The following is a 25,832-nucleotide window of genomic DNA, read 5'->3' as shown; positions in this document are numbered from 1 at the left end:
ATGACATCAGTGAACGCGCCGGGCCTGGCGCCCTGGCGGGACAGCGCGCGGACGGTCGGCGAACGGGTCGAGTCCCTCCTCGCGGAGATGACGCTGGAGGAGAAGGTCGCGCAGCTCGGCTCCGTCTGGCTCCGGAACGGGCCCGAGCACGGCAACGTGGCCCCGGGGCAGGACCGCTTCAACAAGGCCGAAGCGCTCGACGAGCAGCTGAGCCACGGGCTCGGCCACCTCACCCGCGTGTACGGCACCGCGCCGCTGTCGGCGGCCGAGGGCGCGGCCCGGCTGCGGAAGCTCCAGGAGCTTGTAGTGGCCTCGAACCGGCTCGGCGTTCCGGCCATCGCCCATGAGGAGTGCCTGACGGGGTTCGCGACGTTCGGGGCGACGGCGTATCCGACGCCGCTGGCCTGGGCGGCGACGTTCGATCCCGGTCTCGTGGAGCGCATGGCGGCGGCGATCGGCGCCGATCTGCGGGCGGCGGGCGTGCACCAGGGCTTGTCGCCGGTGCTGGACGTCGTGCGCGACTACCGGTGGGGGCGGGTCGAGGAGAGCCTGGGTGAGGACCCGTATCTGGTGGGCAAGATCGGGGCGGCCTACGTGCGCGGGCTGGAGGGGGCCGGGGTCATCGCGACCCTGAAGCACTTCGCCGGGTACGCGGCCTCGCGGGCGGCCCGCAACCACGCCCCTGTCAGCATCGGGCCGCGCGAGCTCGCCGACGTGGTCCTCCCGCCGTTCGAGGTGGCGCTGCGCGAGGGCGGGGCGCGTTCGGTGATGAACTCCTACACCGACCTCGACGGCGTCCCGGCCGGGGCGAGCGCCGACCTGCTGCGGCGGCTGCTGCGGGAGGAGCTGGGGTTCGACGGGACCGTGGTGTCCGACTACTGGGCCGTCCCGTTCCTCGCCTCCAGGCACCGGGTGGCCGAGGACGACGCCGGGGCCGGGGCGGTCGCGCTGCGGGCGGGCATCGACGTGGAGCTGCCCGAGACGGTGTCGTACGGCGCGCACCTGGTCGCGAACGTCCGCGCGGGCCACGTGGACGAGGCGCTGGTGGACGAGTCGGTACGCCGCGTGCTCCGCCAGAAGATCGAGCTCGGTCTGCTGGACGGCGGCCCGCTCGTGCCGGACGGCGCGGACGACGTCGATCTGGACAGCCCGCGCAATCGCGGGATAGCCGCCGAGCTCGCGGAACGTTCCATCGTGCTCCTGAGCAACCCCGACGGCCTGCTGCCCATCGGCTCCGGCTCGACCGCTCGGCTCGCGGTCATCGGGCCGTGCGCCGACGACCCGCGTACCCTCATGGGCTGCTACGCCTTCCCCAACCACGTGCTCGACAGCTACCCGGAGCACGGCATGGGCCTGCCCATCCCGTCCGTCAGGGAGGGTCTGACGCGGGAGTTCCCCTACGCCGACGTGCGGTACGCGCTCGGGGCCGAGGTGTCGGGCGACGACGGCTCGGGGATCGAGGCGGCGGCCGAGGTCGCGGCCGAGGCGGACCTCGCGCTCGTGTTCGTCGGCGACCGGGCCGGGCTGTTCGGCGGGGGCACGTCGGGCGAGGGCTGCGACGTGGCCGACCTGCGGCTGCCCGGGCTCCAGCCCGACCTGGTGGAGGCGGTGCTGGCGACCGGCACGCCGACCGTGCTGGTCGTGGTGTCCGGCCGGCCGTACGCGATCGGCGCCTACCAGGACCGGGTGGCCGCCCTGGTCCAGGCGTTCTTCCCCGGCGTGGAGGGAGCGGCCGCGGTGGCGGGCGTGCTGAGCGGGCGGGTCAACCCGTCGGGACGGCTGCCGGTGCAGATCCCCGGCACGCCGCCGATCAGCCCGTCCACCTACCTCCAGCCGCCTCTGGGCAGGAAGGCGGAGGGCATCACGGTGCTCGACCCCACGCCGGCGTACGCGTTCGGGCACGGCCTGTCGTACTCGGTCATCGAGTACGCGGCCATGACGACCGACCAGGCCGAATGCCCCACCGACGGCTCGGTCGAGGCCAGGGTGACGGTCCGCAACGCCGGCGCCAGGGCCGCCGACGAGGTCGTGCAGCTCTACGCCTCCGACCCGGTCGCGCAGGTCGCCAGGCCCGCCGTGCAGCTCATCGGGTTCGCCAGGGTCAGGCTGGAACCGGGGGAGGAACGGGCGGTGGCGTTCGACGTGCCGGCGGACGCGTTCTCGTACACCGGTCCCGACCTGCGCCGCATCGTCGAGCCGGGGACGATTGTGCTCTCCGCCGGGCCCTCCGCCGAAGACCTGCCGCTGCGGGCCCCCGTCCGGCTCACCGGCGAGACCGTCGTGCTCGGCTCCAGGCGGCGGCACACCACGCAGAAGTGAAAGACCCCGCGGCGGACGTGCTCGCCCGGCTACGGCAGGCGCAGCTCGGCGAACACGCCGCGGTGGTCGGTTCTGGGCACGTCCACGATCTCGACCCGCCGCACGGCCACCCGCCGGTCGGCCAGGACGTGGTCGATGGAGATGATGGGCGGCATCCCCCGGCCGTTCGGCCAGGTCGGGACCAGGCCCTTGCCCACCTGGTCGGCGGCGTCCACGTAACCGCGGTCGAGCAGGTCGCGGAAGGCGCGGTGGTCGAGGCTGGCGTTGAAGTCGCCGGCCAGCACCCGGACCGCCGACGGCGAGGCCGGGGGGAGCGCCCGCAGAGAGGCGTTCCACTCCTGCTCCATGCGCCCGAGCGGCGGATTGGGGTGGATGGCCACGAACTCGACCTTGCCGCCGCCGGGCAGCGAGACGGTGGCCGCGGGCATGTTGTGGCCGATCGGGGTGAACAGGCCGGTCAGCTCCGTCGCCGGATGCTTGGAGAAGATGCCGCTCCCGGTGGCGCCGAAGTCGGCCTGCAGCACCCGGTACGGCATGAGCTGCTTCAGTCCGGCCGCGTCCAGGCGCTCGACCTCGGCCGGGGTGAGCTCCAGGGCGCTGAACACCTCGACGTCGAACCTGCGTACCAGGTCGACCACGGTCTGTGCGTCACCGCGGCCGAACAGGTTGATCGACAGCACCCGCAGCGCCGCGCCGTTCGCGGGCGGCTGGTCGGCGCTGAAGGCCCGCGGCGTCACCACCGACACCATCACCGCGCAGGCGAGCGCGGCGGTGAGCGCGGCCGGGCGGTTGCGCCTGAGCAGCGAAAGGATCGCGGTCAGCGCCGCCAGCCCGGCACCGATGGGGGTCACGGTCATGAGCTGGGTGACGAACGAGCCGGCCTCCATGCCGGAGACCCTGATGACGGCCCACAGGGCCAGCAGCGCGACGACCGTCCAGGCTGGCCACCGCCTGCGCCGCCTCTTGGGAGCGGGGGAGCCAGCGGCCTGCCCGGTCTCCACCGTTGTGCTCACTCCGCCGTCCCGTTCCCGAGTTGCTCCACTGCTTGAACCTTAAACCGCTCTGGAGCGGCCCGCGCCGGGTCCACAGCTCACTCTCAGGTTCGGCGTTCGCGGGGATCAGCGCTTGCGGCCCACCTCGGCGTACATCCAGGTCGCGGGGGCGGCGAAGAGCGGTGTGTCGTGCCACTCCGAGACCGCCACCAACCCCGGCTCCATCAGGTCGAACCCGTCGCCGGCGTGGGCGTCTCAGGCCGTGACGTAGTCGGCGATGATCACCGTGGCGTCGTCCTTGGGATCGGCCACGGCCATCTCGTCGTACAGCCGGTCCAGGCACGCGCCCGGCGACATGCCCCCCGTGAACAGCTCCTTCATGCGCGCCGCGCCGAGCGCCTTGATCGCGCCGCTCGTGACGACCACCACGCGGTCGCCGGGACGGAGCGCGACGGCGCCGACCTCCGGGTTGAGCTCCGACGGCAGGCCGAGCCCGCGCAGCAGCGGGCCGTTCTCGAAGGAGTGCGGCGTGGTGAGCTGCTGCGGCTCGGCGCCCTTCGGGCAGTGCCAGATCGCGCCGTCGCCGATGTGCGCGAAGCGCAGGCGCGGGCTCTCGCCCGGTTCGAGGACGATCACATCCAGGGTGCTGACCAAGGTGTCGCGCGCCGGGCCGTGCAGGGACGCGGTCCGCACGGCGCGATGCGCCGTCTGCGCGCACTCGTCCAGGTCCTCCTGGTACTGCGGCCTGGCGCCGACCACCGCGCCCAGCGCCAGGGCCGCCGCCGCGCCGCCGGCCGTGCCGTGGGCCGCCGCGACCAGCCGCTCCTGGATGACGTACGCGTCCGACGGCCGGCCGCGCGAGCCCTCGTACGTGCCCCCCACCGCCACCAGGCGCGGTCGCGCCACCGGCATGCCGGCCGGCCAGTTCCCCCGCCGGCCGCGGACCGTCATCACGGACAGGCAGCCGACCAGGATCGAGATCACCAGCAAGGTCATGAGATCCCCTCTCGCCGCGTCGTCGCGACCCGCAGCCCAGTACACGCGTTACCGAGCAGACGCGACTGACGGCTGATCGGCCGTCGTAGCGGTTGACGGCCGATCAGCCGTCATGCCGCCGGACGCGCGGCGGGACAGGGTGCGGGAAGGCGGTCGACACCGCGAGCAGAGCCGGCACGAGGGAAATGACCATGCGACCCATGTCTCCACCCGCCGCCACAGAGACGCTCTTGCGTTATTGTGAAGCCCGTCTTGTGCTGTCATCGCGAGCGGGCGGCTCATGTCTCTCCCCGGTTCCACGAGTTACGACTCCGCGACCAGGCACATGGAGCGGACCATCGCGCGCACCGGTGCGGGGGCGCGGGGCGTGGTGGGCTTCGTGGCGATCGTCGCCGCGACCCTCGGGGCCGTTCCGCCGGTGTCCGTCGCCTGGCTGGCGCCCGCGCTCGCGGCCGACCTCGTGTGGACGGGGCTGTTCCTGCGGGTGGCCTGGCGCGGCCGGCGGCTTCCTGTCTGGCTGGTGGCCGGTGACGCGGTCATCACCGTCGCGCTCTGCCTCGCGCAGGGTCACCTCGTCGGCGGGGCCGCGCTCGAGGGCGGGTCTAGCTGGATCGCGGGGCTGGTGACGATGACCATCGTCGTCTCGGGGGTGGCGTGGCGGCCGTGGGCGGCCGTGCCCGCCGGGCTCGTCGTGGCGGGGGCGTATCTGGCCGGGATGCGGCTGGCGGTCCCGTACCAGGAGGTGGCCGGGACGCTGGGGATCCACCTCGTGCAGATCCTGTGCATCGCGTTGCTGATGACGCTGCTGCGCCGCTCCGCCGCCTCGGCGGACGCGTTCCTGCGGGAGAGCGCCCGCGCCGAGATCGCGCTCATCGTCGAGCGGCTGCGCCGCGAGGACGAGTTGCGCCAGGTCGGCAGCATCCACGAGACGTCGCTGCACACGCTGACGATGGTCGGGCTGGGCACGTACGACAAGCCCTCGCCCACCCTGCGCCGGCAGGCGGTGGCCGACCTCGCGGCGCTGGAGAAGCTGCGCGACAGGCCGAGCGCCGAGTCCGCTCCCATCGCCCTCGACGCCCTGCTCGACGAGGTGGCCGGGCGGGCGACGGGGCTGGCCGTCCGCAGGCGGCTGACGCCGGAGACGGTGCCGGGGGAGGTCGCGGAGCGGTTCGCCCGCGCGGTCACCGAGGCGCTGGCCAACGTGGCGCTGCACGCCGGCGTGCGCGAGGCCGAGCTGGTCTCCCGCCGGTGCGACGGCGAGATCAGGGTGGAGGTCGCGGACGCGGGCGGCGGCTTCGACGTGGAACGGGTGCCGTCGGACCGGTTCGGCGTGCGCGGGTCGATCCTCGACACGATGCGCTCGCTCCCGAACGCGGGCGCCGACATCCGGTCCGGCGACCAGGGCACCCGGGTGAGCCTGTGGTGGCGGCCATGACCGGCGGCGTTCGGGGGCGGGGGCGGCCATGACGGACGACATCGAAGAGGTGGCGCGGCGGTACGCCCGCTACACCGCGCTCGGCGCGGTCGTGATCACCGCGGTCTGGCACACCGGCTACGACCTCACCGTCACCGTCTCGGGCTGGTCGGCCTTCCGCTGGCCGTGGCTGGTGGCGGTGGCCTGGACCGCCTACACGGTGATCGTCGTGATCGCCGCGCGGTCGCTGGTCCGGGTGTTCGAGGGGCCGGCCAGGGCCCGCGAGCTGGCCGCCGTCGTGCTGGCCGCGGACGTCGCGGTGATCGTGTCCGGCCGCCCCGAGGACCTGCTCGGTCCCAGCGACTGGGGCTGGGGCTCGGTGGGCTGGGTCGGCGTCCTGCTCATGTGGAACCGGCCGGCCTGGCGGCGCGAGCTGATCGCGTTCCTCTCGCTCAACGCCGGGATCATGCTGACGGCGATGATCGTGACGGGGACCGTCGACCGGGTCTCCATCGCCAAATACCTGATGGTCATGGTCGGCAGCATCACGCTCCAGCTCGGCTACGCGGCGGGCTGCCACACGCTGCGCGTCCGCGCCGAGGACGCCGCGCTGCTGGCCCGCCAGCTGGCCGCCGACGACGCCTGGCGGATGTCGGCCCAGCGCATCCACGCCGACCGGCTCCGCCGCTACGCCGCGATCCGCGACGTGGCGGAGTCGCTGCTCGAACAGCTCGCCGACGGGGCCGACCCGGGGGACCCCCGGGTACGCGAGGACTGCACGGCCGGGGCCATGCGGCTGCGGCGGCTCATCACGGAGCGGGAGGACGTACCGGACGAGCTGGTGTCGGTGCTGCGCGAGCGCATCGACGCGGCCGAGCGGCGCCAGGTCCTCGTGACGGCGCCGCCGTTCGGGGAGCGCATGCCCGCCCTCCCGGACGGCGTACGGGAGGATCTGCTCAGAGCGCCCGTGCGGGTGCTGGACGGGGCGAGGTCGCGGGCCAGGGTAACGGTGTCGGCGATGTCCACGATGGTGAGCGTGGCAGTCGTGGCCGACAACGACGACCTGCCCGTCAGCACCGTCCCGGTACGCGAGCCGAGCGGGGTCGTCGTCACCTATCAGCGGCAGGGAGGGGAGGTATGGGTCAACAGCATCTGGGAGGGCCCGGCGGAGCGGCAGGACGCGTGACGGTCGCCCTGGTGGAGGACCATCAGGTGGTGGTGGACGGCGTCAGGTCGTGGTTCGGGCCGCCGAGCCCGGTGGAGCTGGTCGCGCAGGGGCCGACCATCGAGTCCGTCCGCGGCGTCCGGGCCGACGTGCTCCTGCTGGACCTCAACCTCAACGGCACCATGGTCGTGGACCGGGTCGCCGAGCTGTGCGCGGGCGGCCAGCGGGTCGTCGTCTTCTCGGAGCACGAGGAGCCGGAGACGGTCCGCGCGGTGCTGGACGCGGGGGCCTCGGCTTTCATCGGCAAGGGCCGGGCCACCCGGGAGTCCTGCCTGGAGACCATCCTGGAGGTGGCGGCCGACCGGCCGTCCGTCACGCCGCCCATGGCCCAGGCGATAGCCACGGACGAGGGCCCGCACCGGCCGCAGCTGTCCGACAAGGAGCGGGCCGCGCTGCTGTACTGGTTCCAGTCGATGTCGAAGGCGTCGGTGGCGGCCAGGATGGGCATCAAGGAGCGCACCGTGCGCCAGTACATCGATCGCGCCAGGGTCAAGTACGCCGCCGCCGGCCGCCCCGCGCCGACCAAGGAGAAACTCCTCATCTGCGCCATCCAGGACGGGCTGGTCCAGCCGGACGAGGTGACCGTCTACACCTCCCTGGCCGCCCGCGGCACGCAGTCCGACGAGTTCCGCCCTGGGTGAAGGCGTTATGCCGTGGGCGATGCGGGGCTGACCCGGCCGAGCCGGAAGGGCAAGGTGGACCTCGAACGGACGGCCGATCGAGAGGTGGTGCCACGTCATGGCGGTCGTGGAGGTGCCGGGGCCGGGGAGTGGCTGGGGTCGGAGCTCCGGGGCGAGGACACCTGGCGGGTCCCGCTCACGCGGGCGCACCGGCAGGAGGTGCTCGCCGCCGTCCACGCGGCCGGGGGCGGGATCTCGCGGGAGAGCTTCCGGCTGCCGAAGCTCGCTCCCGTCCTTCGCCGGGTGCGCGACGAGCTCACCCACGGGCGTGGCTTCGCCCTCATCCAGGGAGTGCCCGTCGAGGAGCTGAGCGAGCGCCAGTGCGAGACGGCCGCCCTCGGTCTCGCCGCCCACGTGGGCGCCATCGTCCCCCAGGGTCCGGAGGGGGCGCCGCTCATGCACGTCCGCGACACGGGTGCCGATCCGGCGCAGGCGCGGACGAAGAGCTACCAGCACAGCGGCCGGCTCGGCTATCACAGCGACCCGACCGACGTCGTGGCCCTCCTCTGCGTCCGCCCGGCCGAGTCCGGCGGCCTCAGCGCCGTCGTCAGCTCCGTGGCGGTGCACAACGAGGTCGTGCGCACCCGCCCTGACCTGGCGGAGCTCCTCTACGAGCCGTGGTGGCACGATCGCCGCACCGGCGACGGCCCCGACAGCTTCTACACCAAGCCGATCTGCACGGCCCGGCCCGGGGGCGGGGTGTCCATCGCGTACGGCCCCGACTACCTACGCTCCGCCCAGCGCGGCGCCACCGTGCCGCCCTTCACCCCGGAGCAGGAGGAGGTCATGACCCTCCTCGACGACCTGACCAACGACCCCCGCTTCACGCTCACCATGGATTTCCGGCCGGGCGACCTGCAGTTCCTCAACAACCACGTGACCTTGCACAGCCGCACCGCCTACGCGGACCACCCGGACCCCGCCCGCCGCCGCCACTTACTCCGCCTCTGGCTCAACGTCGAGGGCGCTCGAGATCGCCAGGATCGAAACTGACGGGGAACGGCGTCGTCAGATTCGCGACCTGACCTGCCTTGTAGGCGGTCGGCGGGTCGTAGGTGTCGCCGTTCAGCTCATAGGCGTAGAGCGTCGGCCCTTCGTTCAGCTCGATCCGCCAATAGTTGGGGATGCCCGCCGCCGCGTATGCATCGATCTTGAGGACTCTGTCTCTCATCTTGGTGCTCGGGCTGACCACCTCCGCGGCGAGTTGGAGATCCTCCGGCGAGTACATGAGCTGGTCCATGTCTGCGGGCACGATGACAAGGTCAGGTATGTAGTAGTCCTTGTCGGTGACGCGGAGATTGACGGTTGCCAGGGGCTCCAGCTCGGGTGGCGCCGCATCGTCGAGGATGCGCTGTAGCCGATAGATAGCGCGCTGGTGGGGCGAGGTGGGGGAAGGGCTCACCAGTAGGCTCCCGTTGAAGAGCTCGTAGCGGTTCCCGTCGTCGGGGAACTCGAGCAGGTCGTCGACTGTGTACGGCGGCGCAGGAATGACAATCTCGCGCCTCGTGGTCGGTTCGATCGTCGCCATTGCGGTCACCCACCAAGTATCGGGAATCTCGCCCTCGCTCACATGTTACTTCCCCAATTTCCATCACTTTAAGTTCCGGGTTAGTCACGTATTGATACATCCCTTTCGGATCGGACATAAGTGAAAGTTTCAGTCAATCTGACCACTCGGCGGGAAAGCCCTTTCCGCTGCTCATCCGGCACGTCGACCTGGGCCCGCGGAATGATGACCATGAGCTGACATGGCCCGTCATTTGTGTGGACTTGCGGGGTCAGATACGGTCGCCCCGCGGAGCGCTCCCCCTTCCCGGAACCCCCCGACCGGAACACGGAGATCGCACTATGCCCCAAGCCGGATCCCACCGCTGGGCGCGGCGCGCCCTCGCTGTGCTGCTGTCAACGGCGATGATCTTCGCCGTCCCCCTGGCCGACTCCGCCTCGGCGCACGGCTCGGTCGTCGACCCCGCCTCCCGCAACTACGGCTGCTGGCTGCGCTGGGGCAACGACTTCCAGAACCCCGCCATGCAGCAGCAGGACCCCATGTGCTGGCAGGCGTGGCAGGACAACACCAACGCCATGTGGAACTGGAACGGGCTCTACCGCAACGGGGTCGGCGGCAACCATGAGGCGGTCATCCCCAACGGCCAGCTGTGCAGCGCCGGCCTGACCGAAGGCGGCCGCTACCGCTCCATGGACACGCCGGGACCGTGGACGATGGCCAACCTCGCGAGCACGTTCAACATCCGCCTGAGCGACCAGGCCAGGCACGGTGCCGACTACATCAGGGTCTACATCACCCGCCAGGGATACAACGCCCTCACCACGCCCCTGGGGTGGAACCACCTGGAGCTGGTCCGCACGACCCCCAAGTACGCGCCCGGTGACGTGTACATGATCAACAACCTCGGCAAGGGCTCGCGCACCGGCCGTCACGTGATCTACGTGATCTGGCAGGCCTCGCACATGGACCAGTCGTTCTACTTCTGCAGCGACGTCAACTTCGGCTGATCCGCCGGAGGTGGGGGCGGGTCGAGGCGCGGACGGAGAGCTCTATCGGGTGCACGCGCTCCGTGCCCACGGGCGCGGCCCCGGACAGCAGTTCGAACAGCAACTCCGCGCAGCTCGCCCCCGCCTCCTTCGGGCGCAGGTCGATCGCGGTGATCGGGGGGTCGGCCAGGCGGGTGGCGGCGCTGTCGACGCACGAGGCGAGCAGCACGTTCACGCCGGCCTCCCGCAACAGCGGCGCCACCTCGGTCGCCGCCCCGGCCGGCGCGCACACGAGAGCGTCCAGAGGCCCCTCCCCGCTCCGCCCCAGGGCTGCCACCGCCTCGTCCGGTGCCTGGCCGGCGTCCCGGCTGATGGACCGGCCATCGCCCCGCCCGGAGGCCCCGCCGGCGTCGAGGAGGGCGCGGGCGGCGGCCCGTACCTCGTCGCCCGGCGCGTCGAAGGACACCCGCCGCACCAGCGGCACGACCCCGTGCGCCGCGCACCACTCCAGGTAGCCCCGGTGCACGTTCCCCGCCCAGTCGCTCTCGTCCCCCGCCACGATGAGCGCGGGCCGCGACGCGCCCGACTCGCGCAGGTGGTCGAGGAGGCGGGCCAGCATCGAGGCGTGCTCCGACCACACCACCCCGTCCGCCTGCCGGGAGCCGGGGAAGCGCTCGCACGAGACCGTCGGCAGCCCCGTCGCCATCAGGCTCTCCACCACGGGGTCGCCTCCCAGCGGGTCCCCGAGCACGAGGCCGTCCACGCGGGGCGGCCGTGAGCGGCGCTGGCCGGACGTGATCAGCGTGACGTCGTAGTCGTGCCGCGCCGCCTGCTCCACCACGCCGAACACGAACGACATGTAGTAGGAGGAGCGGGTCAGGACCTCGGGCACGTGCAGGCCGATGGTGCCGGTGCTGGCCTTGCGCAGGTGCCTGGCCGAGCCGTTGGGCACGTAGCCGAGCCGCTCGGCGACCTGTGCGACCGCCTCCCGGGTGCGCTCCGAGACCCGCCCGGAGCCGCGCAGCGCGTCGGAGGCCGTCGTCTTCGACACCCCCGCCTCCCTGGCGACGGTGAGGATCGTGACCGGCTCCTCCGCGCGCACGCCTGCCTGCTCGCGCCCCTCGTCTGCTCGCACGCCCCGATGGTAGCCGCCCTGATCGCCCGCTTCCGCCGCCCGCGACGCCCGATCCGGCTGCCGCTGCCGGGCCTGGGCGAGGCGGCGGGAGCCCGCCGGGCCCGGGCGCTGCCCGATCCGGCTGCCGGGGCCGGGCGAGGCGGTGGGAGCCCCGGCCGCCGCGCCCTGCGGTGTTCCCCGTGCTCACCGACGCACGCCGGGAGCGGAAGGGGCCCGTGCGGACGGTGGGGCTTCGGTAAACGCTCTGTTTCGGGTGGCTCCTGGGTCTTGTCTCGGTCCGGTGGTCGCAACTAAGTTAGCCCAAACCTTGCCGGAACGTTCCGGCATCAGAAAGGGGCGGAACGTTGCACCTGACCACCGGGAAGCACCCCCACCCTCTCGACCCCCTCGCCGCGCAGGAGATCGACGAGGTCAGGCGGATCCTGATGGAGGAAGGCCTGCTGACCGACACGGTGCGGGTGGCCTACCTCGGCCTCGAAGAGCCGCAGAAGGGCGAGGTCCTGGCGTACGAGCCGGGCGCCCCCGTCGGCCGCCGGGCCCGCGCGTTCCTCCTGGACCTGGCCACCGAGACGGCCGAGGACGTGATCGTGTCGATCAGCGCGGGCACGGTCGAGGAGCGCAGGCCGATCGACCCGGTCACCGACGGCCAGGTGCCCATGCTGGACGAGGAGCACGCCCTGGTCAGGCGGGTGCTGAGGGAGGACCCGGCCTGGGCCGAGTCGCTGCGGCGCAGGGGGATCGAGGACCCGGCGGGCGTCTACCTGGCCGCGCTGAGCGCGGGCAACTTCGGCCTGCCCAAGGAGGAGGGGCGGCGGGTGGCGAGGGTGCTGGCGCACCTGATGCCCACGCCCGAGAGCCTCCCGTGGGCCCACCCCGTGGACGGCCTGGTCGCGTACGTGGACCTGGTCAAGGGCGAGGTCATGGAGATCGTGGACACCGGCCCCCAGCCGATCCCCGAGGAGCCCGGCGACTACCACCACGGCCCGCACCGGACCACGCAGAAGCCCATCCACATCACCCAGCCCGACGGCCCCAGCTTCACGGTCGACGGCCCGCTGATCACCTGGGAGAAGTGGAGCCTGCGCCTCGGGTACGACATGCGCGAAGGGCTCACCCTGCACCAGATCGGCTTCGAGGACGACGGCCGCACCAGGCCGATCGTCTACCGGGCGTCGGTGGCCGAGATGCTGGTCCCGTACGGCGACCCGAGCCCGATCCGGTTCTGGCAGAACTACTTCGACACCGGCGAGTACCAGCTCGGCAAGCTGGCCAACTCCCTGGAGCTCGGCTGCGACTGCCTCGGCGAGATCACGTACTTCGACGCCGTCGTCACGGACGGCGCCGGCGTGCCCAAGGTGATCACGAACGCGATCTGCATGCACGAGGAGGACTACGGCGTGCTGTGGAAGCACACCGATCCGGCCAACGGCTCCAGGGAGACCCGCAGGCAGCGGCGCCTGGTGATCTCGTTCTTCGTCACGGTGGGCAACTACGACTATGGCTTCTACTGGTACCTCTACCTCGACGGGACCATCGAGCTGGAGGTCAAGGCCACCGGCATCGTGTTCACCGGCGCCTACGACGACCGCGCCGCGCCCTACAGCTCGGAGGTCGCGCCGGGGCTGGCGGCGCCGTACCACCAGCACCTGTTCAGCGCCCGGCTGGACATGACGGTGGACGGCGTGGCGAACGCGGTCGACGAGGTCGAGGCGATCAGGGTCGAGAGCCCGCACGGCAACGCCGTCGGCCGCGCCGTGAAGCGGCTGCGCACCGAGGGGGAGGCGCGGCGCGACGCCGACCTCGCCAAGGAGCGCACCTGGCACGTCGTCAACCCCGAGGCACGCAACCGCCTCGGCCGACCGGTCGGCTACGCCCTGCACCCCGAGGGAAAGCCGACCCTCCTCGCGCACCCGGAGTCGTCCATCAGCAGGCGGGCCGAGTTCGCGACCAGGCATCTGTGGGTGACGAGGTACCATCCCGCAGAGCGCTATCCTGCCGGTGACCTGGTCAACCAGCATCCCGGCGGCGCGGGCCTGCCCGCCTACACCAGGGCCGACCGCGACATCGACGGGCAGGACATCGTGCTGTGGCACACGTTCGGCCTGACACATTTCCCCCGCACCGAGGACTGGCCGATCATGCCGGTCGACACCTGCGGGTTCGTACTCAAGCCGGTCGGGTTCTTCGACCGGAACCCCACGCTCGACGTCCCGCCGAGCGCCGCCGAACGTTCCTGCCACTAGAGGAGAAGAGGCCCATGCGTCCCATACGCCTGGCCTGCGGTGTCATGGCAGCCCTGCTGGCCTCGGCCTGCGCCGCCACCGGCACGACCACCACCCCCGCCACCACCCCCGCCACAGCCCCCGACCAGCCCAATCCGACCGGCTACCTCGCGACGGCCGACCAGTCGCTGCCCACCGGGGGCACGCTCAACCTGGCCGTGCACATCGACAGCGGCGCCGCCACCGGGTACGACCCCCAGCTCGCCGACGTCGCCACCACCTGGCAGCTGCTCTCGCTGTCCTACGAGACGCTGGTCACAGTGGGCCCCGACTTCAGCGTGCAGCCCATGCTGGCCGAGAAGTGGGACACCCCCGACCCCAAGACGTACGTCTTCCACCTGCGCGACGGCGTCGCCTTCTCCAACGGCCGCGAGATGACGGCCGACGACGTGGTGGGCAGCCTGAAGCGGCTGCTGGCCTCCAAGTCGGTCTGGCGCGGCCAGCTCGGCCCGGTCAAGTCGGTCACCAAGGACGGCGACCGCGCGGTCAAGGTCACCCTGAGCGAGCCGTACACGCCGTTCCTGGCCGCCCTTGCCAACATCCCCGCCGCGGTCCTGCCCATGAAGGAGATCGACGACAAGTCGGTCGACCCGGCCAAGACGCTGCTCGGCACCGGCCCGTACGTGGTGGAGAACCACCGCCAGGACGTGTCGTGGACCTTCAAGCGCAACGACAAGTACTGGGCCAAGGGCAAGCCGGTCGCCGACGCCGTCAACGTCACGATCGCCCCCGAGGAGGCCGCGCGCATCGCCGCCCTCCAGAACGGCAGCGCCGCCCTGGCCACGCTGGGCAACGTCGACTCGGCGACCATGCTGGCCGGGGCGAAGAACGTCCAGGTCGTCACCCAGGCCACCACGGACTTCTACTACCTGATGCTCAACACCCAGGCCCCCGGCTCCAGATTCGCCGACCCGAAGGTGCGCCAGGCCATCGCCATCGCGCTCGACCAGAAGCAGATCGCCGACGTGGCGCTCGGCGGCAAGGGCAGGCCGACGGCCGTCACCCCGGCGGGCCTGCCGGGCGCGTGCGACCCGGCCGCGCTGCCGTCGGCGTCCAAGAGCGTGGACGAGGCGAAGAAGCTGCTGGCCGAGGCGGGCGCCCAGAACCTCACCTTCACGCTCAGCATCTTCTCCACCGAGCCCGCCCCGGCGGTCGCCCAGGTGATCCAGCAGAACCTCCAGCAGGCCGGCATCACCGTGAAGATCGAGCAGCTGGACGAGGCGAGCTGGTCGGGCAAGGTGTACGGCAAGGCGCCCGCCGAGTTCGACGCCGCGCTGTCCTGGTTCGCCGGTTACGCCGACGCTGGCATGGTCACCAAGTGGTGGAACCCGGAGACGGCCGGCTTCAACGTCGGCTTCATGAAGCCGGACAAGGAGCTGAACACGCTCATCGACGCGGCCGGCAAGGAGCCCGCGGGCGCCGCCCGCGACAAGGCGCTGGCGGCCGTCTGCGCCAAGGCCGACACCGACGCGCAGATGATCCCGCTGGTCACCCGCCCGGCCACGGTCGCCTTCCGGGCCGACGCGCTCAGCCCCAGCCTGTACGCCACCGAGGGGTACGGCAACGTGCTGCGCCTGGTCGCCGACGCCCGCGTGAAGAAGACCCAGTAGCCATGCGCCTGCTGATGTGGTGGGCCGGCCGGGCGCTCAGCTCGGCCGCCACACTCCTGGGCGTCTCCGTGCTGATCTTCGCGGCCGTGCGTCTCATGCCCGGCGGCTTCGCGGAGACCGTGCTGGGGCCGTTCGCCACGGCCGAGCAGAAGGCGGAGCTGGCCGCCCGCTACGGGCTCGACCAGCCGGTGTTCATGCAGTACGGGCACTGGCTGGCCGCCGTCGGGGGCGGCGACTTCGGCATCTCCATGATCAGCCGCCAGCCGGTCGGCGCGGAGCTCCTGGCCCGGCTGCCGGTGACCGGCGAGCTGACCGTGCTGGCGGTGCTCGCCAGCGCGCTGGCCGGGGTGCCCCTGGGCGTGCTCACCGCCGTGCGCGCCAGACCGGGCGGTGGCGGCGCGGCGGGGCGGCTGATCAGCGGGCTCGGCGTCAGCGTGCCGGAGTTCGTGCTGGGCAGCCTGGTCGTGTTCGTCTTCTCCCGGTACGCGCTCGGCCTGGAAGTCGGCACGTGGGTGCCGTTCACGCAGGACCCGGCCGCGAACCTGGCCACGATGGTGTTGCCGGCCGCCGTCCTGTCGGTGTTCGCCGTCTCCGTCACCGCCAGGACCACCCGGGACGCCGTGCTCGGCGTGCTGGTCGAGCCGTACGTCACGGCCGCCGTCGGGCGCGGCGAGTCGCCGTGGTTCATCGTCCGGCACCACATCCTGCGCAACGCCGCCACCCCGGTGGTGACGCTGCTCGGCACCATCACCGCGTACCTGCTGGGCGGGGCGCTGATCGTGGAGCACGTGTTCAACCTGCCGGGCGTCGGCTCGTACGTCGTGCAGGCCGTCGGCCGGCGCGACTACGCGGTCGTGCAGGCGGGCGTGCTGCTGGCGGCGGCGGTGTTCATCGTGATGAACGTGCTGATCGACCTGCTCGTCGGCGTCCTGGACCCGAGACTCGGCGTGCTGGCGGGGAGGCGCTCATGAGGAAGCTGGACCGGCTGTCCGTCGCCGGGCTCGTCTGCCTGGCGGTCCTGGTGGTGTTCGCGCTGGGTTCGCTGGTCGGCGCCGGGGGAGACCCGGACGCGATCGTCGGCCCGCGCCTGCAGCCGCCGGGGCCCGGCTGGTGGCTGGGCACCGACAACCTGGGCCGTTCGGTGCTGCCGCGCGTCCTGGAGGGCGTGGGCACGACGCTGCTGCTGTCGTCCGTCGCGGTGCTGGTGACGGCGGCACTGAGCGCGACGTTCGGCATCATCGCCGGATATCGCGGCGGCTACCTGAACGAGCTGGTGATGCGCCTGGTGGAGGTGCTCTACTCCTTCCCCGCCATCGTGCTCGCGATCCTGGTCGCCGCCGTGCTCGGCCCCGGGCAGACGGCGGCGCTGGCCAGCATCGTGCTGGTGACGATCCCGCTGATGACCCGGCTGGTGCGGGCCGCCGCCGTGGCCGTCTCGCAGCGCGACTACGTCACCTCGGCGGTCATCAGCGGGGCCCGGCTGCCGCGGGTGCTCGGCCGGCACGTCCTGCCCAACGTGGCGGGCACGATCGCGGTGCAGGGCACGTACGCGCTGTCGGTCGGGATCGCGGTCGAGGGCGGGCTGAGCTTCCTCGGGTTCGGCGTGCAGCCGCCGCAGGCCTCGCTCGGCGTGCTGATCCAGCAGGGCGGCACCTACATGATCGCCGCGCCCTGGCTGATCCTCGGCCCCGGGGTCGTGCTCGTGGCGGCGATCCTGGCGATCAACGTGGTGGGCGACGGGCTGCGCGACCGGCTCGAACCCCGGGAGACGAGGTCTTTGACATGAGCCTGCTCACGGTGCGGAACCTGGTGATCGACTACGCCGCGACCAGGGCGCTGGACGGCGCCGACCTGGAGGTGGCGCGGGGTGAGACGGTCGGCCTGGTCGGCGAGAGCGGCTCCGGCAAGTCCACGCTCGGCTCGGCCGTCGGCCGGCTGCTGCCCGGGACGGCCCGGCGCAGCGAGGGGGAGGTCGTGGTGTCCGGGGAGCCGGTGTTCGACCTGCCTCCCAAGCGCCTGCGCCGGCTGCGGAAACGGCATCTCGGGTTCGTCTTCCAGGACCCGATCGCCTCGCTCGACCCGACCATGCGCGTCGGCAACCAGCTCCGCCTGATGCTCGGGCGCGGCGCCGACGTGGGCTTCCATCTGGGGCGGGTCAAGCTCGACGACCCGCGCGTCATGCGCTCGTACCCGCACCAGCTCTCCGGCGGCATGGCGCAGCGGGTGGCCATCGCGATGGCCATGGCCACCTCGCCCGAGCTGCTCGTCGCGGACGAGCCGACCGCCGCGCTGGACAGCCAGGTGCGCGAGGAGGTGCTGAACGTGGTCTTCTCCCTGGCCGCCGAGGCCGGGACGAGCATCCTGTGGCTCAGCCACGACCTGCCCGCCGTCGCCCGCAGGTGCGACCGGGTCGCGGTCATGTACGGCGGCCGGGTGGTCGAGTCCGGGCCCGCCCGCGAGGTGCTGGGCAAGCCCGCCCACCCGTACACGGCGGCGCTGGCCGGGTCGGCGCCCGCCGCCGCGGCCCAGGGTGTCCGCCTGGAGCCCGTGCCCGGCCGTCCGCCCGTCCTCACCGGGCCGTCCCCGGGGTGCGCCTTCGCGCCGCGCTGCCCGTTCGCGGAGGAGCGCTGCGAGCACGAGCGGCCGGCTCCCGTCCGGGTCGGCGAGCAGGACGTGCTCTGCCACCGCGCGGGAGAGGTGGTGGCATGATCCTCGAACTCGACGACGTCACCGTCACCTTCGCCGCGGGCCCGCCGCTGCGGCGTATCCACCTGGACGCCATGAGGCACGTCTCCCTGTCCGTCGCAGAGGGGGAGACGCTCGGCCTGGTCGGCGAGTCCGGCTCGGGCAAGACGACCAGCAGCAGGGTCGCGCTCGGCCTGCAGCGGCCCACGTCCGGCACGGTCAGGTTCGACGGCCGCCCCTTCCCCAAGCGGCGGCGGGAGTTGGCGGGCCGGATGCAGGCCGTGCTGCAGCACCCCCACTGGTCGCTCAACCCGCGCATGCGCGTCGGCCAGAGCGTGGCCGAGCCGCTGGCCGTGCTCGGCAGACCGGCCGGCGACGCGGTCACCGAGATGCTGGAGCACGTGGGGCTGGAGGCGTCGTTCGCCTCCCGCTATCCTCATGAGCTGTCCGGCGGCCAGCGCCAGCGCGTCTCCATCGCCCGCGCGCTGGTCACCAGGCCGCGGTTCATCGTCTTCGATGAGGCCGTCAGCGCGCTGGACGTCTCCGTGCAGGTGCAGATACTCAACCTCATCAAGGACCTGCAGGCCGAGTACGGCTTCAGCGCCCTGTTCATCTCCCACGACCTCGGCGCGGTCCGCTACGTCGCCGACCGGATCGCGGTCATGCGCAAGGGCGAGATCGTCGAGACCGCCGACACGGCGACCTTCTACACGGCACCCGCCCACGAGTATTCGAAGCAGCTTCTGGAGGCCCTATGAATGACACTGTGACCAGTGAGCCCCGGCTCGCGACCCCATCGTCGTTCGCGCCCGGCGTGCCGCGCAACGCGGACCTGCCGCTGACCCCGCAGGCCAGCCCCGGGCGCGGGTCGGTCGCGTTCGACCTGCCCGGCGTGCTCGTCGGCACGGCCGAGTACGCGGAGGGCCCCACCGGGTGCACCGTGATCCACGTCCCGGCCGGCGCGCGCACGGCGGTGGACGCGCGCGGTGGCGCGGTCGGCGTGAGCGGCGGGTACGACTTCAACCACGCCATCTGCTTCGCCGGCGGCTCGGTGTACGGGCTGGCCGCCGCGGCGGGCGTGAGCGACGAGCTGCTGGCCCGCAGGGACAACCGGACCCGGTGGGACGACCTCCAGCTCGTGTCCGGCGCGGTGATCTACGACTTCTCGGCCAGGGACACCGCCGTCTACCCGGACGGCGAGCTGGGCAGGGCCGCGCTCCGCAACGCCGTCGAAGGCGAGTTCCCGGTGGGCCGGTGCGGCGCGGGACGCACGGCGAGCGCCGGCAAGGTGGACTTCGGCCGGGCCGAGTTCGCCGGCCAGGGGGCCGCGTTCGGCACGTTCGGCGAGGCCAAGGTGCTGGTGGCGACGGTGGTCAACGCCGTCGGCGCGGTCGTCGACCGGCAGGGCGGGATCGTGCGCGGCAACTACCACGCCGAGGACGGCGCCCGCCGGCACCCCGGCGCTGACTACGCCGCGATGGTCGGCGACCCGGCCCCGGCCGTCATGGGCAACACCACGCTGACCGTCATGGTGACGAACGTGAAGCTGACCGACATCGAGCTGCTCCAGGTGGGCCGCCAGGTGCACAGCTCCATGCACCGCGGCATCCAGCCGTTCCACACCATGAACGACGGCGACGTGCTGTTCGCGATGACCACGGACGAGGTGGACCTGGTGAGCGTCAAGCCCACCGGCCTCGGGACGCTCGCCTCCGAGCTGGCCTGGGACGCCGTCCTGAGCGCGGTGGAGTAGCCCTCATGCACGTCTTCCCCCGTTACGCCGCCAAGGACCCGGCCCAGGCGGTCGAGCTGGTCAGGCGGAACCCGTTCGCCCTGGTCGTCAGCACGGTGGACGGCGTGCCCGCCGCCACGCACGTCCCCGTCATCCTCGAAGGCGACACCCTCGAAGGCGGCGCGCTGCTCGGGCACATGGCCCGCGCCAACCCCCACTGGCGCTCCTTCGCGTCCTCGCCCGAGGTGCTCGTGGTCTTCTCCAGCGCGCACGGGTACGTCTCGCCCACCGTGTACGCGACCGATCCGGCCGTCCCGACCTGGGACTACGCGGCCGTGCACGTGACGGGCCGGGTGGAACTGGTCGACGACGCGCTCGACGTGGTGGAGCGGACCGTCGCGGCGGCGGAGTCGCTCCGCTCGCCCTCCTGGGAGCCGACCCCGGCGTCCAGGGAGAGGTTCGCGGCGCTCTTGCCTGGGGTAGTGGCTTTTCGGGTGCATGTGCATACCGAGAAGAGCATGTTCAAACTGAGCCAGGACATCGACGCCGAGCGGTACGCGCGGGTCCGCGCCTCGTTCGCGGCCGAGAACCCCAGGCTCGCCGACCTGATGGATGGTTCATGACTTTCCCCAGCTTCACGTCGACGCAGATTGACCCCCGAGCCCGCGGCAAAGAACTCGGCACGCACCGGAGCAGGGCGATCCTCGCCAATCTCGCCGGTTACTCCGACCTGTTCACCGTCGCGGGCGCCTCCGCGACGCAGGTCCGGGCGTGGGGCGAGCTGGCCTTGGAGCGCACTGCCGACTGGGCGCCGCATCTGGCGGAGGAGATCGCGGGGATCGCGTCCGGCGTCGGTCTGGACCCATGGCAGGTCGCCGTCGTCAACGCGCGCACGGAGATCCTGGCGGCCATCGACGCGACCGGTGAGGGGGAGTGCTCCACCTCCGTCGTGCTGCCGGGGGCGGGGGAGACGCCGCGCACGGTGCAGACCTGGGACTGGCACGACCACCTGCGCGACGCGCCCATGCTCTGGGAGCTGGAGCCGCGTCCGGGGCACGTCGTGCGCACGTTCACCGAGGCCGGGGCGCTGGCCAAGATCGGGGTGAACACGGCCGGGCTCGGCATCCACTTCAACATCCTGCGCCACGACTCCGACACGGCCGACCTCGGCGTGCCCGTCCACCTGATCGCCCGCAGGATCCTGGACGAGGCCACCACGGTCGAGGAGGCCGCCGACATCGCGCGCTCCGCCACCGTCTCCGCCTCGACCGTCATCACGGCCGTGACCATGTCGGACGCGGCCTCGATCGAGATCTCCCCGGCCGGCGTCGCGGTCGTGCCGCCGGAGCCGGACGGCGTGCTGCAGCACTGCAACCACTTCCTCGACCCCGCGCTGGCCGAGGAGGAGCGGCACTCCACCGACCGGCCCAGCACGTACGTCAGGTTCCAGCACCTGCGGGCCAACATCGAGGGCCTGAGCAGCGACGACCACACCGAGCGGGCGCTGGCCATGCTCAGCCACGGCCCCGACGACGCGCCCGTCTGCGCCCACCCGGACCAGACGATGCCGATCAACCAGCGGTGGGAGACCGTCGCGACGATCGCGCTGGACCTGGCCGACGCACGGTTGCGGGTCCACCAGGGCGGGCCGTGCCAGGTCACCGAGGCGACCTGGCAGACGTTCTGATCAGTGGAACGCGGCGATCCCGGTTAGCGCCTTGCCCAGCACCAGGGAGTGGATCTCGGAGGTGCCCTCGTAGGTCAGCACCGATTCGAGGTTCACGGAGTGCCTGATCACCGGGTATTCGAGGGTGATGCCGCTCGCTCCGAGCAGCGTGCGGCACTTCCTGGCGATCTCCAGGGCCTCGCGGACGTTGTTCAGCTTGCCGGCGCTCACCTGCTCGGGGGTGAGCGCGCCGGCCTCCTTCAGCCGGCCCAGGTGCACGGCGAGCAGCAGGCCCTTGCCCAGCTCCAGCGCCATGTCGGCGAGCTTCTCCTGGGTGAGCTGGAACGAGGCCAGCGGCTTGGCGAACACCTCGCGGTCGCCGGCGTACGCGATGGCCGTCTCCAGGCAGTCGAGCGCCGCCCCCATCGCCCCGAACACGATCCCGAACCGCGCCTCGTTCAGGCAGCCGAGCGGCCCCGACAGGCCCCTCGCGCCGGGCAGCATGGCCGCGTCCGGCAGGCGCACGCCGTCGAGCACCAGCTCGCTCGTCACGCTCGCGCGCAGCGAGATCTTGTGCTTGACGTCGTTCACGGTGAAGCCCGGCGTGCCCGCCGGGACCAGGAAGCCTCTGACGCCCTCGTCCGTACGCGCCCACACCACCGCCACGTCCGAGACCGAGCCGTTGGTGATCCACATCTTGGTGCCGTTCAGCACCCAGTCGCCGCCCTCGCGCTTGGCCGTGGTCCGCATGCCCGCCGGGTCGGAGCCGAAGTCCGGCTCGGTCAGGCCGAAGCAGCCGATGCGCTCGCCGGCCGCCATCGCGGGCAGCCACTCCTGCTTCTGCTCCTCGCTGCCGTACTTCCAGATGGCGTACATCGCGAGGGAGCCCTGCACCGACACCAGGCTGCGCAGCCCGGAGTCCGCCGCCTCCAGCTCCAGGCAGGCCAGCCCGTACGAGACCGCGCCCATGCCCGCGCAGCCGTAGCCGTCGAGGTGCATGCCGAGCACGCCGACCGAGCCGAGCGTGCGGGCCAGCTCGCGGGCCGGCAGCTCTCCGGCCTCGAACCACTGCGCCACGTACGGGCGGATCTCCCGGTCGCAGACGCGCCTGACCGTGTTCCTGATCTCGCGCTCCTCCTCGGTGAGCAGCGTGTCGAAGGCGAAGAGCGCGGTCGGGGTGATCATCGGACAGCCTCCGTATTTTGGATCCAATATTGAAAATCCAATATGGCACAGTTAGGGTGCGTTGACCATGGACGTTCTGAATCTCATTGGCGGGCGCTGGGTCGAGGGCGACGGCGAGGAGTTCGCCGACACCAACCCGGCCCGGCCCGGTGAAGTGGTCGCGCGGGGGCGCTTCGCCTCCGCCGCCGAGGTGGGGCGGGCCGTCGCGGCGGCCCGCGAGGCCGCGCCCGGGTGGGCGGCGACGCCCCACCACGCCCGCGCCGCGCTGCTCGTGGCCGCCGCGGACATCGTGGACGCCGCCGCCGGCGAGTGGGGCGCCGAGCTGGCCCGCGAGGAGGGCAAGACGCTGCCGGAGGCGGTCGCCGAGGTACGGGGCTCGGCCCGGATCCTGCGCTACTACGCGGGCGAGGCCGACCGCGAGAGCGGCGAGATCTTCGCCTCTCCCCGGCCCGGCGAGAACGTCCTCGTGGTCCGCAAGCCGATCGGCGTGGCCGGGCTGATCACGCCGTTCAACTTCCCGATCGTCATCCCCGCCTGGAAGATCGCCCCGGCCCTGAGCTACGGCAACACCGTCGTGTGGAAGCCGTCGTCGCTGGTGCCGCTGCTGGCGTACCGGCTGGCGCAGGCGCTGGCGTCGGCGGGGCTGCCCGACGGCGTGCTCAACCTCGTATACGGCGAGGCCGACGCCGGCTCGGCCATCGTGGACCACCCCGGCGTGGACGCGGTCTCGTTCACCGGCTCCACCGCCGTCGGGCGGGCCGTGATCGCGCGCTGCGGCGAGCTGGGCAAGCCGGTGCAGACGGAGATGGGCGGCAAGAACGCCTCCGTCGTGCTCGCCGACGCCGACCTCGACCACGCGGCCGAGCAGGTCTGCCTCGGCGCGTTCCGCTCCACGGGCCAGAAGTGCACGGCCACCTCGCGGCTCATCGTGGCCTCCCAGGTCGCGGACGAACTGCTGGAACGGGTGGCCGACCGGGCCGCCCGCCTCGTGGTCGGCGACCCCCTGTCGCCGGACGTCGAGATGGGCCCCCTGGTCAGCTCGGCCGCCCGGGACCGGGTGACGTCCGGGGTGGCGCGGGCCGTGGACGAGGGGGCCAAGCCGCTGGCGGGCTCCTCGCCGTACGACGGCGACGGCTGGTTCGTGCCGCCGACCGTGCTCGACCTGCCGGGGACCGGGGTGGACTTCTGGCGTACCGAGCTGTTCGGGCCCGTGGTGGGCGCGGTGCGGGCGTCGGGGACCGAGGAGGCGCTGGCGCTGGCCAACCTCAGCGACCACGGCCTGTCGGCGGCCATCTTCACCAGGGACCTGGGCGTGGCCCTGCGGTCGATCGAGCGGCTGGACGTCGGCGTGCTGCACGTCAACTCCGAGTCGGCCGGGACCTTCCCGTACGTGCCGTTCGGCGGGGTCAAGCAGAGCGGCTTCGGGCCCAAGGAGCAGGGGCGCGCGGCACGCGAGTTCTTCACCCACACGATGACCGTCTACCTCGGGTCGCCGGCGTGAGCGAGCGTAGCGAGCGAACAATTAGACGCAGCAGCATGCTCACGCGACCGACGAAGGAGGGCGCGTGAGCGGTGCTTTGTCGGGGTTGCTGGTGGCGGACTTCAGCCGGGTGCTGGCGGGGCCGTACGCCACGATGCTGCTGGCCGATCTGGGCGCCGAGGTGGTCAAGGTGGAGCGGCCGGGCGCCGGGGACGACACCCGCGCCTGGGGGCCGCCCTACGCACCGGACGGCGAGGCGACGTACTTCCTCGGCGTCAACCGCAACAAGCGCTCGATCGCCCTCGACCTGCGCGCGGACATCGAGGTCGCGCGGGCCCTGGCCGCCCGGGCGGACGTGCTGGTCGAGAACTTCCGGCCCGGCACGATGGACCGGCTCGGGCTCGGCTACGCGGGCCTGCGCGAGCTCAACCCCGGGCTCGTCTACTGCTCGATCAACGGGTTCGGGTCGGGGCCCGGGGCCGGGCTGCCCGGCTACGACCTGATCGCGCAGGCGGTGGGCGGGCTGATGAGCGTCACGGGTGAGCCCGGCGGGCCCGGCACGAAGGCCGGCGTCGCGCTGGTGGACGTGATCACCGGCCTGCACGCCGGGCTGGGCATCCTGGCCGCGCTCCGCCACCGGGACCGCACCGGCGAGGGGCAGCACGTCGAGGTCTCGCTGCTGTCGTCGCTCCTTTCGGCACTCACCAACCACGCCTCCGCCTACGCCGCCGCCGGAGCGGTTCCCCAGGCGATGGGCAACCGGCATCCCAGCATCGTCCCGTACGAGGTCTTCGAGGCCGCCGACCGCCCGATCGTGATCGCGGCCGGCAACGACCGCCAGTTCCAGGCGCTCTGCGCGGCGCTGAACCGCCCCGACCTCGCCGGTGACCCCCGCCACGCCACCAACGCGGGCCGGGTCGCCGCCCGCGCCGGGCTCGTCGCCGAGATCAATGCCGCGCTGTCGGAGCGCACGGCGGACGAGTGGTTCGAGACGCTCACCGCCGCCGGGGTGCCCTGCGGCCCGATCAACGACCTCGCCGCCGCCTTCGCCCTGGCCGACGAGCTCGGCCTGGAGCCGTCCGTACAGCTGGACGGGGTCGGCCAGGTCGCCAACCCCGTACGGCTCAGCGCCACCCCGCCCTCCTACCGCCGCCCGCCACCCGGGCTCGGGCAGGACGAGGACTGGGTCCGTGAGATATTGGGACGGTGAGTCCGGACCAGGCACGACGCAGGCCGCCGACGGCCCAGCAGTTCGTGCTGGGCGAGATCCGGAGCGCCATCACCACCGGGCGCCTGCGCCCCGGCGCCCCCATCCGGCAGGACGCGCTGGCCGAGGAGCTGGAGGTCAGCCGCGTCCCGCTGCGCGAGGCGCTCAAGACGCTGCAGGGTGAGGGCCTGGTCAGATACGAGGCGCATCGGGGCTATTTCGTCGAGACGCTCTCGCTCGACGACCTGCGCGAGGTCTACCGCATCCGCGAGCTGCTGGAGGAGGAGGCCGTGCGCCGGGCCGTCGAGCGGCTCACGGACGCCGACCTCGCCCGGCTGGAGTCGGCCCAGGACGAGGTCGAGCGGGCCGCGGCGGCGGGTGACGTGCTGGCCATGGCGACGGCCAACCGGCTGTTCCACATGGCGCTGTTCGACTGCGCGGGCATGCCGCGGCTGGTCCGCCTGATCAGGACTTTGTGGGACACCACGGATGCCTACCGTTCGATGTACTACGGCGACGCGGGCAATCGGGAGCGGGTCGTCAAGGAGCACCGCGCCACCCTCGACGCCCTGCGCCGGCGCGCCGCCGACGAGGCCGTGACGACACTCGACGTCCATCGCGCCCACGCGGTCGCCGAGCTCGAATCCCTCCTCCACCCCCCGTCCTGAGCCGACCGCCTGCTGGGGCAGGAGTCCGGCTTCTCGGCCAGGGGTCCGGCGCCACCTCGTTCG

24 protein-coding genes are annotated in these 25,832 nt (G+C 72.4%); 19 read left to right on the top strand and 5 right to left on the bottom strand.

The window, feature by feature from the left end; genetic code table 11:
* Complete coding sequence (locus ACIBQ1_RS04985; RefSeq protein WP_397274677.1) at positions 1-2,319, top strand: glycoside hydrolase family 3 N-terminal domain-containing protein; 2,319 nt, start codon at positions 1-3, stop codon at positions 2,317-2,319.
* A 29-nt stretch (positions 2,320-2,348) separates the two neighbouring features.
* Here the strand turns inward: ACIBQ1_RS04985 and ACIBQ1_RS04980 are convergent, their stop codons facing one another.
* A complete protein-coding gene (locus ACIBQ1_RS04980; RefSeq protein ID WP_397274676.1) occupies positions 2,349-3,332 on the bottom strand; it encodes an endonuclease/exonuclease/phosphatase family protein in 984 nt (327 codons plus the stop codon).
* A 163-nt stretch (positions 3,333-3,495) separates the two neighbouring features.
* Between ACIBQ1_RS04980 and ACIBQ1_RS04975 the strand changes: the two genes are divergently transcribed.
* On the top strand, positions 3,496-3,582 hold the full coding sequence (locus ACIBQ1_RS04975) for a CxxxxCH/CxxCH domain-containing protein (RefSeq protein ID WP_397275530.1): 87 nt from the start codon (positions 3,496-3,498) through the stop codon (positions 3,580-3,582).
* On the opposite strand, the gene ACIBQ1_RS04970 is transcribed toward ACIBQ1_RS04975, so the two are convergent.
* The gene (locus ACIBQ1_RS04970; RefSeq protein ID WP_397274675.1) at positions 3,567-4,307 is read right to left on the bottom strand and encodes a PP2C family protein-serine/threonine phosphatase; all 741 of its coding nucleotides are present in this window, start codon (positions 4,305-4,307) and stop codon (positions 3,567-3,569) included. The two genes, ACIBQ1_RS04975 and ACIBQ1_RS04970, sit on opposite strands and share 16 nt — an antisense overlap.
* A gap of 280 nt (positions 4,308-4,587) precedes the next feature.
* Here ACIBQ1_RS04970 and ACIBQ1_RS04965 point away from each other — a divergent pair, with 280 nt between their 5' ends.
* From ACIBQ1_RS04965 to ACIBQ1_RS04950, 4 genes are read left to right on the top strand one after another with little or no spacing between them, the layout of a single operon-like run.
* Positions 4,588-5,742, top strand: a complete 1,155-nt coding sequence (locus ACIBQ1_RS04965) for a sensor histidine kinase (RefSeq protein ID WP_397274674.1) — start codon at positions 4,588-4,590, stop codon at positions 5,740-5,742.
* Between the two features lie 28 nt (positions 5,743-5,770).
* On the top strand, positions 5,771-6,907 hold the full coding sequence (locus ACIBQ1_RS04960) for a hypothetical protein (RefSeq protein ID WP_397274673.1): 1,137 nt from the start codon (positions 5,771-5,773) through the stop codon (positions 6,905-6,907).
* Positions 6,904-7,587: a response regulator gene (locus ACIBQ1_RS04955; protein ID WP_397274672.1), complete on the top strand. Its 684-nt coding sequence runs from the start codon at positions 6,904-6,906 to the stop codon at positions 7,585-7,587. Before ACIBQ1_RS04960 ends, ACIBQ1_RS04955 begins: the two co-directional genes overlap by 4 nt.
* 12 nt (positions 7,588-7,599) lie before the next feature.
* Positions 7,600-8,619, top strand: a complete 1,020-nt coding sequence (locus tag ACIBQ1_RS04950; protein ID WP_397274671.1) for a TauD/TfdA family dioxygenase — start codon at positions 7,600-7,602, stop codon at positions 8,617-8,619.
* Here the strand turns inward: ACIBQ1_RS04950 and ACIBQ1_RS04945 are convergent.
* On the bottom strand, positions 8,579-9,196 hold the full coding sequence (locus tag ACIBQ1_RS04945) for a Uma2 family endonuclease (protein ID WP_397274670.1): 618 nt from the start codon (positions 9,194-9,196) through the stop codon (positions 8,579-8,581). The two genes, ACIBQ1_RS04950 and ACIBQ1_RS04945, sit on opposite strands and share 41 nt — an antisense overlap.
* Before the next feature lie 278 nt (positions 9,197-9,474).
* On the opposite strand from ACIBQ1_RS04945, the gene ACIBQ1_RS04940 reads away from it, so the two are divergent.
* Positions 9,475-10,140: a lytic polysaccharide monooxygenase gene (locus tag ACIBQ1_RS04940; protein WP_397274669.1), complete on the top strand. Its 666-nt coding sequence runs from the start codon at positions 9,475-9,477 to the stop codon at positions 10,138-10,140.
* Here ACIBQ1_RS04940 and ACIBQ1_RS04935 read toward each other — a convergent pair.
* On the bottom strand, positions 10,127-11,254 hold the full coding sequence (locus ACIBQ1_RS04935) for a LacI family DNA-binding transcriptional regulator (protein ID WP_397274668.1): 1,128 nt from the start codon (positions 11,252-11,254) through the stop codon (positions 10,127-10,129). The two genes, ACIBQ1_RS04940 and ACIBQ1_RS04935, sit on opposite strands and share 14 nt — an antisense overlap.
* 344 nt (positions 11,255-11,598) lie before the next feature.
* On the opposite strand from ACIBQ1_RS04935, the gene ACIBQ1_RS04930 reads away from it, so the two are divergent.
* Genes ACIBQ1_RS04930 through ACIBQ1_RS04890 form a run of 9 tightly spaced genes read left to right on the top strand, consistent with a single transcriptional unit; the run spans position 11,599 to position 21,250 of the window.
* The gene (locus tag ACIBQ1_RS04930; protein WP_397274667.1) at positions 11,599-13,497 is read left to right on the top strand and encodes a primary-amine oxidase; all 1,899 of its coding nucleotides are present in this window, start codon (positions 11,599-11,601) and stop codon (positions 13,495-13,497) included.
* A gap of 14 nt (positions 13,498-13,511) precedes the next feature.
* The gene (locus ACIBQ1_RS04925) at positions 13,512-15,146 is read left to right on the top strand and encodes an ABC transporter substrate-binding protein (RefSeq protein WP_397274666.1); all 1,635 of its coding nucleotides are present in this window, start codon (positions 13,512-13,514) and stop codon (positions 15,144-15,146) included.
* A gap of 2 nt (positions 15,147-15,148) precedes the next feature.
* A complete protein-coding gene (locus tag ACIBQ1_RS04920; RefSeq protein WP_397274665.1) occupies positions 15,149-16,117 on the top strand; it encodes an ABC transporter permease in 969 nt (322 codons plus the stop codon).
* Complete coding sequence (locus ACIBQ1_RS04915; RefSeq protein ID WP_397274664.1) at positions 16,114-16,932, top strand: ABC transporter permease; 819 nt, start codon at positions 16,114-16,116, stop codon at positions 16,930-16,932. The genes ACIBQ1_RS04920 and ACIBQ1_RS04915 overlap by 4 nt, the downstream gene beginning before the upstream one ends.
* Positions 16,929-17,855, top strand: coding sequence for an ABC transporter ATP-binding protein (locus ACIBQ1_RS04910; protein ID WP_397274663.1), 927 nt, complete (start codon positions 16,929-16,931; stop codon positions 17,853-17,855). The genes ACIBQ1_RS04915 and ACIBQ1_RS04910 overlap by 4 nt, the downstream gene beginning before the upstream one ends.
* Entirely contained in the window at positions 17,852-18,589 is a 738-nt protein-coding gene (locus tag ACIBQ1_RS04905) for an ABC transporter ATP-binding protein (RefSeq protein ID WP_397274662.1), read from the top strand. The genes ACIBQ1_RS04910 and ACIBQ1_RS04905 overlap by 4 nt, the downstream gene beginning before the upstream one ends.
* On the top strand, positions 18,586-19,584 hold the full coding sequence (locus tag ACIBQ1_RS04900; protein ID WP_397274661.1) for a P1 family peptidase: 999 nt from the start codon (positions 18,586-18,588) through the stop codon (positions 19,582-19,584). The genes ACIBQ1_RS04905 and ACIBQ1_RS04900 overlap by 4 nt, the downstream gene beginning before the upstream one ends.
* Positions 19,585-19,589: 5 nt before the next feature.
* Positions 19,590-20,186 carry an FMN-binding negative transcriptional regulator gene (locus tag ACIBQ1_RS04895; RefSeq protein ID WP_397274660.1) on the top strand — a complete coding sequence of 199 codons (597 nt, stop codon included), beginning with the start codon at positions 19,590-19,592 and terminating at the stop codon, positions 20,184-20,186.
* Entirely contained in the window at positions 20,183-21,250 is a 1,068-nt protein-coding gene (locus ACIBQ1_RS04890; RefSeq protein WP_397274659.1) for a C45 family autoproteolytic acyltransferase/hydolase, read from the top strand. The genes ACIBQ1_RS04895 and ACIBQ1_RS04890 overlap by 4 nt, the downstream gene beginning before the upstream one ends.
* Here ACIBQ1_RS04890 and ACIBQ1_RS04885 read toward each other — a convergent pair whose 3' ends face one another.
* Entirely contained in the window at positions 21,251-22,414 is a 1,164-nt protein-coding gene (locus tag ACIBQ1_RS04885; RefSeq protein WP_397274658.1) for an acyl-CoA dehydrogenase family protein, read from the bottom strand.
* 67 nt (positions 22,415-22,481) lie between these two features.
* Here ACIBQ1_RS04885 and ACIBQ1_RS04880 point away from each other — a divergent pair, with 67 nt between their 5' ends.
* The 3 genes from ACIBQ1_RS04880 (at position 22,482) to ACIBQ1_RS04870 (ending at position 25,769) form a co-directional block, all read left to right on the top strand.
* A complete protein-coding gene (locus ACIBQ1_RS04880) occupies positions 22,482-23,915 on the top strand; it encodes an aldehyde dehydrogenase family protein (protein ID WP_397274657.1) in 1,434 nt (477 codons plus the stop codon).
* Between the two features lie 64 nt (positions 23,916-23,979).
* Complete coding sequence (locus ACIBQ1_RS04875) at positions 23,980-25,104, top strand: CaiB/BaiF CoA transferase family protein (RefSeq protein WP_397274656.1); 1,125 nt, start codon at positions 23,980-23,982, stop codon at positions 25,102-25,104.
* The gene (locus ACIBQ1_RS04870; protein ID WP_397274655.1) at positions 25,101-25,769 is read left to right on the top strand and encodes a GntR family transcriptional regulator; all 669 of its coding nucleotides are present in this window, start codon (positions 25,101-25,103) and stop codon (positions 25,767-25,769) included. Before ACIBQ1_RS04875 ends, ACIBQ1_RS04870 begins: the two co-directional genes overlap by 4 nt.
* Positions 25,770-25,832: the final 63 nt, after the last annotated feature.

This window comes from Nonomuraea sp. NPDC050153, from assembly GCF_044460125.1.
In the GTDB taxonomy this organism is placed as follows: domain Bacteria; phylum Actinomycetota; class Actinomycetes; order Streptosporangiales; family Streptosporangiaceae; genus Nonomuraea.
Note: the sequence above shows the minus strand (reverse complement) of the source record. Positions and strands in the feature narration are given on the sequence as shown.

Bases quoted from the DNA above. Each gene is read 5' to 3' on its own strand.
- ACIBQ1_RS04960 (WP_397274673.1), top strand. From the start codon at position 5,771: ATGACGGACGACATCGAAGAGGTGGCGCGGCGGTACGCCCGCTACACC.
- ACIBQ1_RS04925 (WP_397274666.1), top strand. From the start codon at position 13,512: ATGCGTCCCATACGCCTGGCCTGCGGTGTCATGGCAGCCCTGCTGGCC.
- ACIBQ1_RS04880 (WP_397274657.1), top strand. From the start codon at position 22,482: ATGGACGTTCTGAATCTCATTGGCGGGCGCTGGGTCGAGGGCGACGGC.
- ACIBQ1_RS04985 (WP_397274677.1), top strand. From the start codon at position 1: ATGACATCAGTGAACGCGCCGGGCCTGGCGCCCTGGCGGGACAGCGCG.
- ACIBQ1_RS04895 (WP_397274660.1), top strand. From the start codon at position 19,590: ATGCACGTCTTCCCCCGTTACGCCGCCAAGGACCCGGCCCAGGCGGTC.
- ACIBQ1_RS04915 (WP_397274664.1), top strand. From the start codon at position 16,114: ATGAGGAAGCTGGACCGGCTGTCCGTCGCCGGGCTCGTCTGCCTGGCG.
- ACIBQ1_RS04900 (WP_397274661.1), top strand. From the start codon at position 18,586: ATGAATGACACTGTGACCAGTGAGCCCCGGCTCGCGACCCCATCGTCG.
- ACIBQ1_RS04905 (WP_397274662.1), top strand. From the start codon at position 17,852: ATGATCCTCGAACTCGACGACGTCACCGTCACCTTCGCCGCGGGCCCG.
- ACIBQ1_RS04890 (WP_397274659.1), top strand. From the start codon at position 20,183: ATGACTTTCCCCAGCTTCACGTCGACGCAGATTGACCCCCGAGCCCGC.
- ACIBQ1_RS04940 (WP_397274669.1), top strand. From the start codon at position 9,475: ATGCCCCAAGCCGGATCCCACCGCTGGGCGCGGCGCGCCCTCGCTGTG.
- ACIBQ1_RS04970 (WP_397274675.1), bottom strand. From the start codon at position 4,307: ATGACCTTGCTGGTGATCTCGATCCTGGTCGGCTGCCTGTCCGTGATG.
- ACIBQ1_RS04920 (WP_397274665.1), top strand. From the start codon at position 15,149: ATGCGCCTGCTGATGTGGTGGGCCGGCCGGGCGCTCAGCTCGGCCGCC.
- ACIBQ1_RS04885 (WP_397274658.1), bottom strand. From the start codon at position 22,414: ATGATCACCCCGACCGCGCTCTTCGCCTTCGACACGCTGCTCACCGAG.
- ACIBQ1_RS04965 (WP_397274674.1), top strand. From the start codon at position 4,588: ATGTCTCTCCCCGGTTCCACGAGTTACGACTCCGCGACCAGGCACATG.
- ACIBQ1_RS04910 (WP_397274663.1), top strand. From the start codon at position 16,929: ATGAGCCTGCTCACGGTGCGGAACCTGGTGATCGACTACGCCGCGACC.